Annotated in this window: 15 protein-coding genes; 5 read left to right on the forward strand and 10 right to left on the reverse strand. The window is 65.1% G+C overall.

Annotated features, from left to right (window positions below; genetic code table 11):
• Positions 1-21: 21 nt before the first annotated feature.
• Positions 22-453 (forward strand): type II toxin-antitoxin system RatA family toxin, encoded by a 432-nt coding sequence (locus tag RBA41_RS03330; RefSeq protein WP_306621011.1) that lies wholly within the window; start codon positions 22-24, stop codon positions 451-453.
• Complete coding sequence (locus RBA41_RS03335; protein ID WP_306621015.1) at positions 446-751, forward strand: RnfH family protein; 306 nt, start codon at positions 446-448, stop codon at positions 749-751. Before RBA41_RS03330 ends, RBA41_RS03335 begins: the two co-directional genes overlap by 8 nt.
• Before the next feature lie 31 nt (positions 752-782).
• Here the strand turns inward: RBA41_RS03335 and RBA41_RS03340 are convergent, their stop codons facing one another.
• On the reverse strand, positions 783-1,301 hold the full coding sequence (locus tag RBA41_RS03340; RefSeq protein WP_306621017.1) for a DUF4124 domain-containing protein: 519 nt from the start codon (positions 1,299-1,301) through the stop codon (positions 783-785).
• A gap of 153 nt (positions 1,302-1,454) precedes the next feature.
• On the opposite strand from RBA41_RS03340, the gene guaB reads away from it, so the two are divergent.
• Both guaB and guaA read left to right on the forward strand, forming a co-directional pair.
• The gene (gene guaB, locus RBA41_RS03345; protein ID WP_306621019.1) at positions 1,455-2,918 is read left to right on the forward strand and encodes an IMP dehydrogenase; all 1,464 of its coding nucleotides are present in this window, start codon (positions 1,455-1,457) and stop codon (positions 2,916-2,918) included.
• 109 nt (positions 2,919-3,027) lie between these two features.
• Positions 3,028-4,638, forward strand: a complete 1,611-nt coding sequence (gene guaA / locus RBA41_RS03350; protein ID WP_306621022.1) for a glutamine-hydrolyzing GMP synthase — start codon at positions 3,028-3,030, stop codon at positions 4,636-4,638.
• Positions 4,639-4,954: 316 nt separating this feature from the next.
• On the opposite strand, the gene RBA41_RS03355 is transcribed toward guaA, so the two are convergent.
• The 9 genes from RBA41_RS03355 to RBA41_RS03395 form a co-directional block, all read right to left on the reverse strand.
• The gene (locus RBA41_RS03355) at positions 4,955-5,716 is read right to left on the reverse strand and encodes a Clp protease ClpP (protein WP_306621024.1); all 762 of its coding nucleotides are present in this window, start codon (positions 5,714-5,716) and stop codon (positions 4,955-4,957) included.
• 336 nt (positions 5,717-6,052) lie between these two features.
• Complete coding sequence (locus RBA41_RS03360) at positions 6,053-6,271, reverse strand: hypothetical protein (protein WP_306621026.1); 219 nt, start codon at positions 6,269-6,271, stop codon at positions 6,053-6,055.
• Positions 6,268-6,417 carry a hypothetical protein gene (locus tag RBA41_RS03365; protein ID WP_306621028.1) on the reverse strand — a complete coding sequence of 50 codons (150 nt, stop codon included), beginning with the start codon at positions 6,415-6,417 and terminating at the stop codon, positions 6,268-6,270. Before RBA41_RS03365 ends, RBA41_RS03360 begins: the two co-directional genes overlap by 4 nt.
• 54 nt (positions 6,418-6,471) lie before the next feature.
• Positions 6,472-7,698: an efflux RND transporter periplasmic adaptor subunit gene (locus RBA41_RS03370; RefSeq protein WP_306621030.1), complete on the reverse strand. Its 1,227-nt coding sequence runs from the start codon at positions 7,696-7,698 to the stop codon at positions 6,472-6,474.
• A gap of 1 nt (position 7,699) precedes the next feature.
• A complete protein-coding gene (locus RBA41_RS03375) occupies positions 7,700-10,066 on the reverse strand; it encodes an ABC transporter permease (RefSeq protein WP_306621348.1) in 2,367 nt (788 codons plus the stop codon).
• A gap of 22 nt (positions 10,067-10,088) precedes the next feature.
• Positions 10,089-10,823, reverse strand: coding sequence for an ABC transporter ATP-binding protein (locus tag RBA41_RS03380; protein WP_306621032.1), 735 nt, complete (start codon positions 10,821-10,823; stop codon positions 10,089-10,091).
• 116 nt (positions 10,824-10,939) lie between these two features.
• Positions 10,940-12,715, reverse strand: coding sequence for an arsenical pump-driving ATPase (gene arsA / locus RBA41_RS03385; protein ID WP_306621349.1), 1,776 nt, complete (start codon positions 12,713-12,715; stop codon positions 10,940-10,942).
• Positions 12,715-13,089, reverse strand: a complete 375-nt coding sequence (gene arsD, locus RBA41_RS03390; RefSeq protein ID WP_306621033.1) for an arsenite efflux transporter metallochaperone ArsD — start codon at positions 13,087-13,089, stop codon at positions 12,715-12,717. The genes arsA and arsD overlap by 1 nt, the downstream gene beginning before the upstream one ends.
• 12 nt (positions 13,090-13,101) lie before the next feature.
• Positions 13,102-13,290, reverse strand: coding sequence for a hypothetical protein (locus RBA41_RS03395; RefSeq protein ID WP_374709476.1), 189 nt, complete (start codon positions 13,288-13,290; stop codon positions 13,102-13,104).
• A gap of 48 nt (positions 13,291-13,338) precedes the next feature.
• Here RBA41_RS03395 and RBA41_RS03400 point away from each other — a divergent pair, with 48 nt between their 5' ends.
• A complete protein-coding gene (locus RBA41_RS03400; RefSeq protein WP_306621035.1) occupies positions 13,339-14,448 on the forward strand; it encodes a GGDEF domain-containing protein in 1,110 nt (369 codons plus the stop codon).

The raw sequence follows: 14,448 nt of genomic DNA on the forward strand, positions 1-14,448 counted from the left end.
ATCATAGCAAACGGTTGATTAATGGCAGTAGTACACAAAACAGTATTTTTGGCTTACAGCGCCGAACAGATGTTCGATCTGGTGGCCAAAGTGGAAGATTATCCCAAATTCCTGCCCTGGTGCGGCGGCGTGAAGCTCATTGAGCGGACCGACGACATCCTGGTCGCTTGCCTGGCAATTCACTTCCATGGCGTGAAGCAAAGCTTCACAACCCGCAACATCAACACGCGGCCGACCCAGATGAAGATGAAGCTGGTCGACGGCCCGTTCAAATGCATGGATGGCACCTGGACGTTCAAGGCGCTGCGGGCCGATGCCTGCAAGGTCGAATTCGACCTGCACTACGAATTTTCAAGCATGATACTCGAACAATTGATCGGGCCCGTGTTCGGCGTGATTGCCAACAGCATGGTCGACTCGTTCTGCAAGCGCGCCGAGACGGTCTATGGTTGATCCAGTGACGGAAACATTCACGGTCCAGGTGTGCTACGCGACGTCGTTGCGCGAGTACCTGCAGGAGCTGACGGTGGAGCAGGGCTGCACGATCGAACAGGCAATCCGCCAAAGCGGCGTGCTCGACGCCATTCCCGGAATCGACCTGGCGCTCCAGCCGGTTGGCCTGTACGGCAAGAAAAAGCCGCTGGAGACGGTCTTGCGGGCGCGCGACCGCATCGAAATCTACCGCCCGCTGGTGGCCGACCCGAAAGAGTCGCGCCGCAAGCGGGCTGAAAAAAAGGCTCAGCCAGGCTGAGCCGGAACTACCGCAACTACCGCAACTACCTTTACTTGCACGCTTCGGTGATCGCCTTGTTGGCGCGCGCAATTTCCGCCGTGCGCTGCGAGTCGTCCAGGAAACTGCGTTCGCCGTTCTTGTCGGTCGAACTCACGCGCGTGCCTTGTTCCAGGGTGCGCTTGTAGTTGCGGGCGCTTTCGCAGGCGACTTTATTGGCGGCCTTCCTGGTGGCGTCTTCGCCGGCTTTCTTTTGCTCGTCTTCCTTGGCCTTGGTGCGCTTGCGATACTCCGCTTCGCGGTCGGCCAGGCTTGGCGGCACCTTGTCGTCGGCGCTCATCGGCGTCGATGGGGGCGCTGCCGCGTCGCCCGTCTGCGGCGCGGCCGCGGCCGCGCTTGGCGACTTGATAATATTCTTGGCCGGCACGCCAGGCGGCGGCGGGCGATCCGAGAATTGCTTGGTGCCATTCGCGTCGACCCACACGTATTGCGCGGAAGACACGGTAGCGAACAGCATCAGTGCGCCTCCGGCCAGCAGCTGCAATGTTCGTTTTCCGATAAGGTTGACCATGTAAATCTTTCCGTTAGTAATCAATCCCCGATTTCGCCATGATTTGCCCGCCGTGTCAACGAACTTGACGGCTTTCCGGGCATTTTGAGGGCATCCAGAGACGGCGCACAGGAACTTCTGTATAATTCACTTTTGCGCCAATAGGAAAATGCTATGCGTCTACTTCAAAAAGCACTCACGTTCGATGATGTGCTGCTCGTCCCGGCTTACTCGAATGTCCTGCCAGCCGACACCTCCCTCAAGACCCGCCTGACCCGTAATATTGCCCTGAATATTCCCTTGCTGTCCGCAGCGATGGATACGGTCACTGAAGCGCGCCTTGCCATTGCCATGGCGCAGGAAGGCGGCATCGGCATCATCCACAAGAATCTGTCGCCGAAGGACCAGGCCCGCGAAGTAGCGCGCGTAAAACGTTTCGAGGCCGGCGTGCTGCGCGACCCGATCACGATTCCGCCGACCATGAAGATCCGCGACGTGATCGCCCTGACCGAACAGTACGGCATCAGCGGTTTCCCTGTCGTGGAAGGCAAGACCGTGGTCGGCATCATCACCAACCGCGACTTGCGTTTTGAAGAAGAGCTCGACGCCGAAGCGCGCGCCAAGATGACTCCCCGCGAGAAGCTGGTGTTCGTCAAGGAAGACGCCGACACCGCCGAAGCGAAGCGCCTGATGAACAAGCACCGCCTGGAGCGCGTGCTGGTCGTCAATGACGACTTCGAGCTGCGCGGCCTGATCACCGTCAAGGATATCCAGAAGTCGCACGAGCACCCGTTCGCGTCCAAAGACGCGCAGGGCAAGCTGCTGGTCGGCGCCGCCGTCGGCGTGAGCCAGCGCGACGAAGAGCGCATCGAGCTGCTGGTCGCGGCCGGCGTGGACGTGCTGGTGGTCGATACCGCCCACGGCCATTCGCAGGGCATCCTCGACCGCGTAAAGTGGATCAAGGTGCGCTTCCCGCACGTGGACGTCATCGGCGGCAACATCGCCACGGCGGCCGCCGCGCTGGCGCTGGTTGAACATGGCGCCGATGCGGTCAAGGTCGGCATCGGCCCTGGCTCGATCTGCACCACCCGTATCGTGGCAGGCGTGGGCGTGCCGCAGATCACCGCGATCTCCAACGTGGCAGCGGCGCTGGCCGGCACCGGCGTGCCGTGCATCGCCGACGGCGGCATCCGCTTCTCGGGTGATATTTCCAAGGCACTGGCCGCGGGCGCGTCGACCGTGATGATGGGTTCCATGTTCGCCGGTACCGAAGAAGCGCCGGGCGAAGTGATCCTGTACCAGGGCCGCAGCTATAAATCCTACCGCGGCATGGGTTCGCTGGGCGCGATGGCGGACGGTTCGGCCGACCGCTACTTCCAGGATGCGGCGGCCAAGGCCGACAAGTTCGTCCCGGAAGGCATCGAAGGCCGCGTTGCCTACAAGGGCAGCGTGCTGGCGATCATTTACCAGCTGGTCGGCGGCGTGCGCCAGTCGATGGGCTATTGCGGTTGCGCCTCCATCGACGAACTGCGCGAAAAAGCGGAGTTTGTCGAGATCACCTCGGCCGGCATGCGCGAATCGCACGTGCACGACGTGCAGATCACCAAAGAAGCGCCGAACTACCGTTCCGGCGAATAAATGCGAGCAAAACGCGGCGACAAGTTCGCCGCGTTGTTTTTGGCGCGGGCATCCCTCGCCCAAGAGCGCCGCCCAACGGCACCAATTTTGTCATTTCTCCTGGCCCTACATGCACTCTAAAATCCTCATTCTCGATTTCGGCTCCCAAGTCACCCAGCTGATCGCCCGCCGCGTGCGCGACGCCGGCGTGTTCTCCGAAGTATTCCCGTATGACGTCAGCGACGAATTCGTGCGCAACTACGGCGCCGCCGGCGTGATCCTGTCGGGCAGCCACAGCTCCACCCTGGAAGGCGACGCCCCGCGCGCGCCGCAGGCCGTGTTCGAGCTGGGCGTGCCGGTCCTGGGCATCTGCTACGGCATGCAGACCATGGCGGCCCAGCTGGGCGGCAAGGTCGAAAACGGCCTGGTGCGCGAATTCGGCTACGCCGAAGTGCGTGCGCGTAACCACACCACGCTGCTGAACGGCATCAACGACTTCGTCACCGACGAAGGCCACGGCATGCTCAAGGTCTGGATGAGCCACGGCGACAAGGTGCTCGACATGCCGCCGGGCTTCAAGCTGATGGGCGATACCCCGAGCTGCCCGGTGGCCGCCATGGCCGACGAGGAGCGCCGCTTCTACGGCGTGCAGTTCCATCCGGAAGTGACGCACACGGCGCAGGGCAAGGCCATGCTGGGCCGCTTCGTGCACGAAATCTGCGGCTGCAAGTCGGAGTGGAACATGCCCGACTACATCAGCGAAGCGGTCGCCAAGATCCGCGGGCAGGTCGGTACCGACGACGTCATCCTCGGCCTGTCGGGCGGGGTCGATTCGAGCGTGGCGGCGGCGCTGATTCACCGCGCCATCGGCGACCAGCTCACCTGCGTGTTCGTCGACCACGGCCTGTTGCGCCTGGACGAAGGCAAGATGGTGATGGACATGTTCGCCAAGAACCTGGGCGTGAAAGTGCTGCGCATCGATGCCGAAGACCAGTTCCTCGGCCATCTGGCCGGCGTGGCCGATCCGGAAGCCAAGCGCAAGATCATCGGTCGCGAGTTCGTCGAAGTGTTTCAGGTCGAAGCGGGCAAGCTGAAGAACGCCAAGTGGCTGGCGCAAGGCACGATTTATCCGGACGTGATCGAAAGCGCCGGCAAGGGCAAGAAAGGCCAGACCATCAAGAGCCACCACAACGTGGGCGGCCTGCCGGAAACGCTGAACCTGAAATTGCTCGAACCGCTGCGCGAACTGTTCAAGGATGAAGTACGCAAGCTCGGCGTGGCGCTCGGTCTGCCGCACGATATGGTGTACCGCCATCCATTCCCGGGTCCGGGCCTGGGCGTGCGTATTCTCGGCGAAGTGAAGAAGGACTTCGCCGACCTGCTGCGCCAGGCCGATGCCATCTTCATCGAAGAACTGCGCAACACGCCGTGCGACCTGCCGGCGCTGGAAAGCATCGATGCGGGCGCGGCGCCGAAGAACTGGTACGAAGCGACCAGCCAGGCGTTTGCCGTGTTCCTGCCGGTCAAGTCGGTGGGCGTGATGGGCGATGGCCGCACCTACGAATATGTGGTGGCGCTGCGCGCGGTGCAGACGCTGGACTTCATGACGGCACAGTGGGCGCACTTGCCGCACAGCCTGCTGGGCAAGGTGTCGAACAGGATCATCAATGAAGTGCGCGGGATCAACCGTGTCGTTTACGATATTTCCGGGAAGCCACCAGCGACGATCGAATGGGAGTGAGTTCCCATTTGGAAACATTGCTCCCCTCTTGGTGAGAGATAAGGCCCTGTTTTTACAGGGCTTTTTCTAATGAAATTTTGCTGAGTTGCGCAATTTCATCCTTCTTATTGATCATGCGGCTTAGCTTGTTAACGAGACTCGGCCACGGCGGCGACGCGGATGCGCGCCGCGTCGAGCTCGATGAAGTCGTGGCCACGCGCATCACAAGGCGCGTGTTTCGCTCCTCATCCCGATGCCTGAGCCTATTGCGTCGCCTGCAAAAGGAGGCGAAGGTTTGATGCGTCGGGAACTGGCGATAGGCATGCGAACGACTTGGTCATGTTGCTGCCGTGTCGATCAGCGGCGCTTGCGCTGTCCGGTGCGCGGCGCCGTGCCGTTCCAGGTGGGGCGTCATCAATTTGTGTTGCGCGCGTTGCATACGTGCCATCCGGTGACGGATCTCGTCCGAGTCCATCCACATGTCCGCGCCCTTCAAGATGCTTTTTATCTCAGTGATGGTGAGAAAGGGCTGGCAGATGCGCTCCATGAATTTCTCGAACCAGCTGGCAAGTGCCATCCCTTGGGCTTGCTGCTCGTTCCCCTTGCCCGAGAACACCCCTGAATAATTGTGGAACAGAAGCTGGCAATTATCATGCACCACCATGTCATCGGCGGCCAAAAAGATAAAGGCGCCCATCGAATACGCGCGCGCTTCCAGTACCGCGACCACGCGCGCGCTCGATGCCTGCATGTTGTTGATAATCTGCAGACCGGTATCGAAGTCGCCCCCGCAGGTATTCAGATGCAAGTAGATCAAATCTGTTTCGGTGGCGGTGCGCAAGGTATAGAACAGTTCATTGTAATAATTCGACTGCACAATACTGCCCGACAGGTAGTAGGAAATCTGCCGTATTTCCGAATGTCTTTCGTAACGGGTCAATCCGGCGAACGATTCGGTCGCGGGATCGTCCGATTGCCGCTGCGGCGCGTTGGGATAGTCGGGCATGCTGGTCTCCTGGGCTGGCACATTGACGAAAGATGGCGTGCGCCGTGCAACAGGCTGCACCGCGCGATCACCAATGTAGGTGAGATCTTGCATATTGTCATTGCCAATACTTGAGGTGGATCAGGTTTGGCCGACATGCCTGGAAAGATGCCCGTGCTCCCGCGCGCAAAATGGCGTTTTTGTGATGCACATCAATTCACGCTGATGCGCCCTGTATTGCAGGCACCAGATGAGATTGCTTCCCGACGGAGGCGATCCGCACGACGGAGCGCGAGCAAGTCCAGCATCACTCCCGAGTTTCACGTGTTCGCGTACGCGCCGGCAATGGTGACCGACACGCCGGAGCAGTACCATCAATTCGGCGACCAGTACTGCCAAGACAACACACGCGTGCCAATGCTGACTTGTTGCGCTTGTCCATCTTTGGCCTCAGGAAAGGGCGCGGGCGGGTAAGGCGCCTTGGGCCGGCTGATGCGATGGCGGCGCCGGGGCGGTGGCGGACGCCGCCAGGTCGGCCGCCACGACCAGTGTCGTGTCCATGTGCACCCAGTGAAACAGGAACCAGTGTGGAAGCAGTGCGACCAGTTCGCGTGCGGCGGAAAAATTGCTGCGGACGGTATGCGACTCCACCTCTTGCAGCGCGGTCAATACCCGCTGACGCGGATGAAATTGTAGTCGCGGTCCAATATGACCAGGCAGGCGACGCTATGCTCGAAAAATGTCTCCGCCAGTTCCAATTGCCGAATGCTCTGGAAAGCCGGCCCCCCGCTGCGCATGTCGTTCCGCTCGCTCATATCATTGCTTCTTCTTGTCGGTGTGCCGATGAAAGGATACGCTGCTCGCTGCGCTCACAAGGGCCGGCCAACCGCGCGCACGCTGATGCGGGCGCCGTCGCGCACCTCGGGTGGCGGATAGACGACGACCTGGGCGCCGTCGGCCAGGCCGTCCAGCACCCATGCCTCGCGGTCGTTGCGGCCTCCCAGGCGCACCGGCACCAGTCGCGCGCGCCCGTCGCGCACGGCATACACGGCCATGCCGCCAGCGTCTCCTGCGGCGCTGCCCGGCAGCGGGAACACCGCGCTCACCGGCACCTTGCGCACGTTCTCGGCGCGGGACGTGAGGATGCGCACGTTGACGCGATAGCCGATACCCGGCGTGTCGGCCCTGGCGGGCGGCTCCAGGATGTCGATCAGCACCCGGACCCGCTGTTCCTCCACCCCCAGCGCCGATATCTTGGTAAACGCGGCCGGCTCGATGCGCCTGACCAGGCCCCGCAATACCGGGCCGCCCCAGCGATCGATGCGCACCTCGCTGCCGGGACGGGAGAGCAGGGCGTCGGCGGTGAGCAGTTCGGCAATGACTTCGAGTTGGCGCGGGTCGCCCATTTCCAGCAGCGGCGCGCCAGGCGCCACTGCCGCTTCGCTGGCCTGGATCACGCGCAGCACCTGACCGTCGATCGGGGCATGGAGCGCGACACTGGCGGTGCCGGCCTTGTCGGGAGCGCCGCGCACGTCAAGCGCGGCGCGGGCCTGGGCCACGTCGTACTGCGCCATCTGGCGCTGGGCGGCGGCGCTGTCGTATTCCTTGGTGGCGGCCAGGGCTGCCTGTTGCGCGTCTTCAAGCATGCTGGGGGCGACATAGCCGGCGCCGGCCAGCTGCACGGCACGCCGGGCATCGCGCTCGGCGCCGCGCAAGGCCACGGCCGCGCGTTCGAGCGCCGCCGCCGCGCCGCGCGCCTGCGCCTGCGCGGCGCCCAGGCGGGCCTGCAGTTCACGCCGCGCGCGCTCGTCGAGCAGCGGCGCGCTGGCCGGCCGCATGGTGGCCACCACGGCACCGGCGGCGACCGGATCGCCCTCGCGCAAGACGATGCGCCCGACCACGCCGGCCAGCGGCGCCGATACCACGTACTGGTCGCGCAGGCGCGTCTTGCCGTCCTCCTCGATGGCGGTCTCGAAGCGGCCCACGGTGACGCCGGCGGCCTCCACCTGCAGGGGCCGCGGCGCAAATGCCCACGCCAGCGCGGCGATCAGGCCGGCCCCCGCGGCTCCCACATACCACCATCGACGCGCAATCATGTCACTCCCTTGTTTTCAACACTTCGACCAGATTAAGGCGGTCAATCCGGCGCCGCACGACCAGCGCGCTGGCCACGCCGGCCACCAGCACGCTCAGCGCCGCCCAGGCGTACGTGCGGGCCAGGATCACGACCGGAAAATGCAGCTGGTCCGATTTCATCAGTTCGGCCAGCATGCCGACCATGCCTCGCCCCAGCAGCATGCCGGCCGGCAGGGCCAGCCCGATGATGATGGCCATTTCGCCCAGCAGCATGGCCGACACCTCGGCCCGGGTAAAACCAAGTACGCGCAGGCTGGCCAGTTCCCAGGCCCGCTCCGACAGCGCGATGCGGGCGTTGTTGTAGACCACGCCCACGGCAATGACGCTGGCGAACGTGGTCAGGATGGCGCTCATGATGCGGATGTTGCGGGCGGTGATGTCTTCCATGTTGCGCAGCATGGTCGACTTGCTCCAGGCGCCGGCGATGCGCGGCATGGCCTTGCTCGCTTCGAGCACCCGCGCCTCGAAGCCGGGATCGACGGACAGCACGAAGCCGGTGCTCAGGTCGCCGTCACCCATCAGGCGATTGAGCGCCTCGCGCTCGATGTAGGCATTCAGGCCGAACATTTCGTCGACCGTGGCGCGCAAGGGGACGAGCAGGGTGCGGCGCCGTCCTTCCAGCACCTCGATGCGCACCGTGTCGCCCACCCGCAGCGCGAGCTTGTCGGCCAGGCGGTCGGTCAGCACCAGGCCGCGACCGTCCAGCAGGGTTTCGCGCTGCGCCATGTCGATGACCCGGTACAGTTCCGGCCTGCCGGCGTAGCCGCGCATGATGGTGCGCTCGCGCCGCTGCGCGTTGCCGACGCTGACGGTGACGAAGCGCAGCGACTCGACGTGGCGCACGCCGGGCAGGCGGCGCAAACCATGGCGCATGCTGTCGTCGACCGGATCGGTGGTCCAGACGGTGATGTCGCCGCGCAGGCCCAGCGTGAACTGGTTGTCGATGACAAGTTCGATCGCGTCGCGGAAGAAGCTGCCCATGATGACAATGGCCACGGCCGCGGCCACCCCGGCGCTGGCCAGCGCGCTGCGTGCCGGCCGGCGTTCCATGTTGCGCAGCACCATGCGCAGCGCCGTGCCAACCCGCTTGATGCCCAGCCGTTCGAGCAGCGTGCGGCGAAAATGGGCCGGCGCCGGCGCGCGCATGGCCTCGGCCGGCGCCAGGCGCGCCGTCGCCATGATGGCATGCAGCGTGCCGATGCACGCGGTCGCCACCGTGATGGCGGCGCCAATGAGCAACAGCGATGGCGTGAGCTGGTGCTCGAAGGCGGGAAAGTGGAACGATTCGGCATACAGGCGCGTGAGCAGGTAGCCCAGTTCCTTGCCGATCAAGATGCCCAGCACCAGTCCGGCCAGCACGATCAGCAGGACCAGCTTGAGGTAGTGCAGCGCGATGGCGGCGTTGGCATAGCCGAGCGCCTTGAGCGTGGCGATCTGCTCGCGCTGGGTCGATACCAGGCGCGCGAGCACCACATTGAGCAGGAAGGCGGCCACGCCGAGGAAAATGGCCGGCAGCATCGTGCCCATCACGCGTTGCTGCTTGATTTCATTGTCCAGCATGGCATGCGACACCTGTTCGGTGCGCGAGAACACTTCGCGTCCCCCGTACGGTTCGAGCAGCGTGGTAACTGCCGCGATGGCCGCTTCCGGCGCCGCGCCGGGGGCCAGCTTGAACGCGGCGCGGTTGAACGCGCCCTCCATGCTGTAGGCCGCGGCCAGCACGTCGCGGTCGACCCAGAAGATGCCGAAGCCGCGCGCGTCCGGCATGCCCCACAGGCCGGCAAAGACGAATTCGGGCGACAGTGCAATGCCCACCACCGTTAAATTGCGCTGTTTGCCGTTGATGAGCGCGCGCAGCCGGGCGCCCGGGCGCAACTTGCGTGCCTGGGCGAACGCCTCCGATACCAGCACCTCGATGTCGGCGTCGGCGCGCCCGTCCAGCTGGGCGCTCAGGGGCCGGCCGGCCGCCAGCGTCACCAGGTTCATCCGGTGCGGGTGGCGCGGGTCCATGCCGATCAGCTGGCCGATGATGGGGTCGGCAACGCCCGGCAGCTCGACCCGGACCACCTGTTCCAGCGTGGTCTGCACGTCGGCCACGCCGGGCGCCTCGCGCAGCCGGGCCGCGAGCGACAGCGGCGCGTTCTTGACGCCGGCGAACAGGTCGGCGAAGCGGCCGTTGGCATAGAACCGGTCGCGCGCCAGTTCGAGCGAGTCGACCGCCGACAGGCTGGTCAAGAAGCCGCCGATGCCGCTTGCCACCACCAGCGCGATCGTCAGCGCCTGGCTCCACATGCGCATCAGGTCGCGCAGCAGCTTGCGGTCCAGCATCTTCACGCCCGGCTCCCCGCGCTTACCATGCCAGCTCCGACGGGCTCAGTTTGTGCGCATTGGCCTCGACGCTCTGGATGCGCCCGTCGCCCAGCTTGATGACCCGGTCGGCCATGCCCGCGATGGCGGCATTGTGGGTGATGACGATGGCGGTGGTGCCGAGCTCCTTGTTGATGCGCGCAATGACGTCGAGCACCAGTTTTCCGGTGGCATAGTCGAGCGCGCCGGTCGGCTCGTCGCACAGCAGCAGGTCGGGACGCTTGACGATGGCGCGGGCGATGGCCACGCGCTGTTGTTCGCCGCCCGACAGCTGGGCCGGAAAGTGGTCGCTGCGCGCGGCCAGCCCAACCATGGCGATGGCCTGGTCGACCGGCATCGGGTCGCTGGCGATGTCGGTTACCAGGGACACGTTTTCAAACACGGTGAGGCTGGGAATGAGGTTGTAGAACTGAAACACGAAGCCCACATGGCGCCGGCGATACGCGGTCAGCGCCGCTTCGCCGGCCGCGCTCAGGTCCTGCTCGCCGAACAGCACTTGTCCGGACGTTGCGGTGTCGAGGCCGCCGAGGATGTTGAGCAAGGTCGACTTGCCGCTGCCCGACGCGCCCAGCAGGACGATGAACTCGCCGCGCGCGACGTCGAGGTCGACCTCGCGCAATGCCCGTACCGCCAGCTCGCCGCTGCCGTAGGTTTTGCTCAGGCCGCGTATGCGGAAGACGGGCGGCGCCGCCGCGCCCGTGTCCTGTTGGCCATGCATGGCTTTCTCCGGTAATCCTTGCGATGGCATGGGGCATGCCGCACCCGGTCGCGTACGCGCGTACCGAACTTTGAATATAGACGTCGGTTTCTGTTAGAGCAATATCAACACTTGACCTAAATCAAATCTTCCCCACGCGCGCCGGCCGTCAGTGCCAATAGGCGCTCGACGCCCACCGGTTCGGCCCGCAGCAGGGGAACCAGCGCGTAGCGCCCGGCGTGGCGTGTTGCGACCGCGGAAATCTCGCGCATCTCACTGCGGGCGCGCTGCCGCAGCAAGGCCGAATGCGGCCGGGCCGCCGCGACGCTGTTGTTGACGATCCAGGCCCATGGCGTCATGCCGGCGCGCAGCAAGTCGGCTTGCAGCTGCGCCGCTTCGAGCACCGGCGTGGTTTCGGCCAGGGTCACCAGCAAGATCTTGGTCTGGCGCTGGTCTTGCAGTTGCATCATCGGCGTGACGAAGTGCACGCCCGACTCGCCCATCTGGCGCGCCACGTCCCGATGGTAGGCGCCGGTGGCGTCGAGCAGCAGCAGTGTGTGGCCGGTCGGGGCCGTATCCATCACGACGAACCGCTTGCCCGCTTCCCGGATGACGCCCGCGAAGGCCTGGAACACGGCGATTTCTTCGGTGCAGGGCGAGCGCAGGTCTTCTTCCAGCAGGGCGCGGCCGGCCGCGTCGAGTTTGGCCCCTTTGGTGCGCAATACCCGTTCCCGATAGCGCTCGGTGGCGGCCCGCGGGTCGATCCGGCTCACTGTCAGGTTGGCCAGCGTGCCGTCGAGCGTTTCGGCCAGCCGGCCCGCGGGGTCGGACGTGGTCAGGTGAACCGCCAGGCCGCGCTGCGCCAGTGCCACCGCGACAGCGGCGGCGATGGTCGTCTTGCCGACCCCACCCTTACCCATCAACATCACCAGGCCATGGCCATCGCCGGCGATCTCATCGACCAGGGCCGCCAGCGTGGGCGCCGCAGAAACAAACGGCGCGTCGTCGTCATTGGCCGGGAGCGGGGCGGCTTGGGCAAACAGGCCGCGCAGGGCTTCCAGTCCGACCAGGTTGAACGGTTTGAGGGACAGCTGGTCGCATGGCAAGGTTTGCAGACTGGCCGGAATGGCGGCCAGCGCGGCCTGTTCGCGCTCGACGATGGCCCGGGCCAGCGGGTCGTCGTGCGCTTCGGCGCAGGGCAAGACGCCGTTGATGACCAGGTATTGGCGCGACAGGCCGATTGCCGTCAGTTCGTCATGGGTGCGCGCCGCTTCGCGCAGCGTGGCGGCCTGCGCGCGCGCGACCAGGACCATGCGCGTGCGCCGCGGATCGGCCAGCGCCTCGAGCGCGCCCTTGTACTGGATGCGCTGCTTTTCCAGGCCGGCAAGCGGGCCCAGGCACGATGCGTCGCCCTTGGCGTCGTCCAGAAAGCCGCTCCAGGCGCCCGGCAGCTGGAGCAGGCGGATCGTGTGGCCGGTGGGGGCCGTATCGAAAACGATGTGATCGTAGTCGGCGTCGAGGCCGGCGTCGGTGAGCAGGCCGGTAAATTCGTCGAACGCGGCAATCTCGGTCGTGCAGGCGCCGGAGAGCTGTTCTTCAATCCCCTTGACCACGGCGTCGGGCAGCACGCCGCGCACCGGCCCCACGATGCGGTCGCGGTAGCCTTGGGCGGCGGCCTGCGGGTCGATTTCAAGCGCGAAAAGGCGGGGCACGGCGTCGACGGCGGTGATCTTGTTGCCGATGTCGATGCCGAATACCTGGCCCACATTCGAGGCCGGGTCGGTGCTCACCAGCAGAACGCGCTTGCCGCACGCGGCCAGGTCAACGGCGGTGGCGCAGGCGATCGAGGTTTTTCCGACGCCCCCTTTGCCGGTAAAGAAGAGAAAGCGGGGCGGCTGCGCGAGAAACTTCATCATGGGGTGCCCGTCTGGCCGCAACGGCCGCCGGGGCAGCAACTGCCTGGGCCCGCCGTGTCGGCCGGCACCGCGATTCCCGCCCAGCGCGCCAGTTCGGCGCGCTGGGGGTAGCGACCGGCCATGACGATGTCGCCATCGACCAGAATGAGCGGCAGCGCTTCGTGGCCGGAGCGCACAAGAAAAGCCTTCACGGTCGCATCGGCGGCGAACGCCATGGGCTCCTGGGCCAGGTTGAAGCGCTCGATGCGCGCCCCTTGCGCGCCGGCCCAGGCCACGTCGGCCGCAAAGCCGACCAGCGCCTGGTCCACGTCGACACCACAAACTCCGCTACTGCAGCACAGCGCCGGATCGAATACACGGATGTTCTTCATTATTAAACTCCATCAGGATGCAATCAGAATGTCCTCAAGCCGTAGCCCGTCGCGCACCGCGAACAGCGCATCGATGCCGCGTTCGCGCGCCAGTGCGGGGCCGTCGCGCTCGCCGAGCACCAGCTGCGCCGTGGCCCACGCGTCGGCCAGCAAGCGATGAGCGCGGCAAGCAGAAAATAGATTGGTGATTTCATCCAGCATTCCTTTCAATTGATGTATAAAGAGGCATGCGCAGACCAGGAGCATGGGATGGATCGCCGGTTCGGTAAGGAGTGGTCGCTGCCGCTCGAAGATGAAGCCATTTTTTCCGAACAGCACCAGGCCGCGGTGGCGCTGATGCTGCCGGTGCTGGGGCCGTGCTTCGGCCTGTCGATCCTGCTGTTTACGGTATGGGATTACCTCCTCGATCCGGGCCGGGTCGTCAGTACTTTCCTGGTGCGGCTGGCACTGGTGGGGCTGGGCGCGATCGCCTATGTCGCCACGGCGCTGCGCTGGACGCCGCTGCAGCGCTGCGGCTTCGTCTATTCCACCCATGTCGGGGCCATCATCATTGCCGCGTCGATGCTGCACAACGGCCTGCTGTACGGACTGGCCGGCGTCACCGCCTGCCTGTTTACCGTGTCCGCGATCGCGATCCGGCTGCCGACCTTCATGGCGATCGTGGCCGCGCCGTCGTTGCTGTTCTTCGCGCTGAGCGCCGCGACGCTGACGCCGTTCGGTTTCATCAACAGCGTGATCCTGTATATTTTTTCGCTGCTCATGGCCGCCACCCTCATGCTGGCGATCCGCGTGTTTCGCCAGCGCGCCTACTTGTCCGAAAAGGCGCTGCTGTACAGTTCGCGCCACGACAGCATGACCGGGGCATGCAACAAGGCCTTCCTGACCGAACTGGCCGAACGCGAAGTCGCGCTGGCGCGCCGGCATGGGCGGCCGCTGGCCGTGGCCATGCTCGACATCGACCACTTCAAGCGCATCAACGACGACCATGGGCACGCCACTGGCGACGAGGTGATCCGCCAGCTGGTCGCGGCCTGCACCGGCACGCTGCGCTCGATCGACCATTTCGGCCGCATCGGTGGCGAAGAATTCGTCGCCATCATGCCCGAGACGAGCAGGGATGACGCGCTGCACTGCGCCGAGCGCATGCGCGGCAACATCGAGCAACTGCGCGTTTCCACGCCGCAGGGCACGCTGCGCTTCACGGCCAGCTTCGGCGTTGCGATGCTGACCGAGAAACACCCGCATTGGAGCGCCCTGTTGAACGACGCCGACGCCGCCATGTATCGCGCCAAGAACGCGGGACGCAATCGGGTGGCGGCCGTCGACGCGAACCTGGCGCCGCCGGCGGCGACGGCCTAG

This window comes from Massilia scottii (genome assembly GCF_030846495.1).
Taxonomy (GTDB): Bacteria; Pseudomonadota; Gammaproteobacteria; order Burkholderiales; family Burkholderiaceae_D; genus Telluria_A; species Telluria_A violaceinigra.